Below are 1591 nucleotides of genomic sequence, written 5' to 3' on the forward strand. Positions count from 1 at the left end.
GGGCCCGACGGCATGGTCACCCCACAGCTAAAAGAGCGTTTTGTCCCGGGAGGGGTTGTTTGGTGGCGCTTCTGGGGACTAGTGGGTCTGCGACCGCTGAGGTGAGAGTGGTCAATGCGGGCTGTGCGACAGGAGACTCCATACCTCTGCCCGTTTGAGTCGAGTCGCTCCTGTCTGATCTCGTAGCGCCCCCGGTTGACGCTGTTTGCGCCCTGGGGGGCGCGTCGTGTCCGACGGTACTACCGAAACGTGACGCGACACCGCCCGTACCCAGTGACCTCTCCGATGCCCGCTGGGAGTTGATCGGTCCCACGCTCACCGCCTGGCGGGCCGAGCGCAGAGACAAGGGCCTGGACATCGGCCGCCCACCCGAGCATGACCTGCGCCGCATCATGGACGCCATCCTCTACGTCGGCCGCACCGGGATTCCCTGGCGCTACCTGCCGCACGACTTCGCACCGTGGGAGACGGCCTACGGCTACTTCGCCGCCTGGCAGAAAGAAGGGATCTTCGACCAGCTCAACGGCCTGCTGCGGCGCCTGGTGCGTGAAGCCGAAGGCCGCAAGGCCGAGCCGAGCGCCTGCGTGCTGGACGCTCAGAGCGTCAGGACCTCCACCAACGTGCCCGCGGCCGGCCAGGGCGTCGACGCAGGCAGGAAAATCGCAGGTCGCAAACGCCATATCGGCGTCGACACCCTCGGCCTGCTGCTGGCCGTCTGGGTGACCGCGGCAAGCGTCTCCGACAACACCGGCGGCATCCACCTGCTCTCCCAGATCTCCGCCGTAATTCCTCGAGTGACCAAGGCGTGGGCCGACACCGGCTATCGAACGAAAGCCATCGACGACGGCGCCCGCCTCGGCATCGACGTCGAAGTCGTCCAACGCGACGCCGGCGTCAAGGGGTTCAAGGTGATCCCCCGACGTTGGGTTATCGAGCGGACCTTCGGCCGGCTGATGCACCACCGCCGTCTCGCACGCGACTACGAGACCCACTCTCACCGCTCTGAAGCCATAGTCCACGTGGCGATGATCGACTTCCCAATGACGTTGTCAAGGTGATGCTGTGACAGGTGGTGCAGCTTGGTAGCACCGTCCGTCCCGCAAGAGTGCCCAGAGGACGTTGACGCGGCGGCGGGCCAGGGCCAGCACAGCCTGGGTGTGTCGCTTACCTTCCGCTCTTTTGCGGTCATAGAACCTGCGGGACTCCGTGCAGTTGCGGATGCTGATGAGGGCGGACGTATAGAAGGCGCGTTGGAGTCCGCGATGGTAGCGCTTCGGGCGGCGGAGGTTGCCGCTGACACGGCCGGAGTCTCGAGGCGCGGGAGCGAGGCCGGCGAATCCCGCCAGCCGGTCAGGAGTGGCGAAGAAGCTCATGTCCCCGCTGGTGGCCGCCAGAAATTCCGCTCCGAGTAGAGGGCCGATGCCGGGCAGGCTGGCGATCACTGGGGCGAGTTCGTGCTCGCGAAACCGGTTTTCGATGACCTTGTCGACCTCGGCGATCTTCTCGTTGAGGGTCATCACTTCCCTCGCCAAGGTGTGAACCATCTGGGCGGTGACCTTCTCACCGACGACGGCGGTGTGCTGCCGCTCGG

2 protein-coding genes are annotated in these 1591 nt (G+C 65.7%); one reads left to right on the forward strand and one right to left on the reverse strand.

Annotation, left to right across the window (positions count from 1 at the left end):
- Positions 1–212: 212 nt before the first annotated feature.
- Positions 213–1058, forward strand: coding sequence for an IS5 family transposase (locus tag AB0H32_RS48310; protein WP_361136111.1), 846 nt, complete (start codon positions 213–215; stop codon positions 1056–1058).
- On the opposite strand, the gene AB0H32_RS48315 is transcribed toward AB0H32_RS48310, so the two are convergent.
- Positions 1050–1591: transposase (locus tag AB0H32_RS48315; protein ID WP_361136108.1), on the reverse strand; the 542-nt coding region annotated here is incomplete at its 5' end. The genes AB0H32_RS48310 and AB0H32_RS48315 overlap by 9 nt on opposite strands.

This window comes from Streptomyces sp. NPDC020362 (assembly GCF_040642095.1).
Taxonomy (GTDB): Bacteria; Actinomycetota; Actinomycetes; order Streptomycetales; family Streptomycetaceae; genus Streptomyces.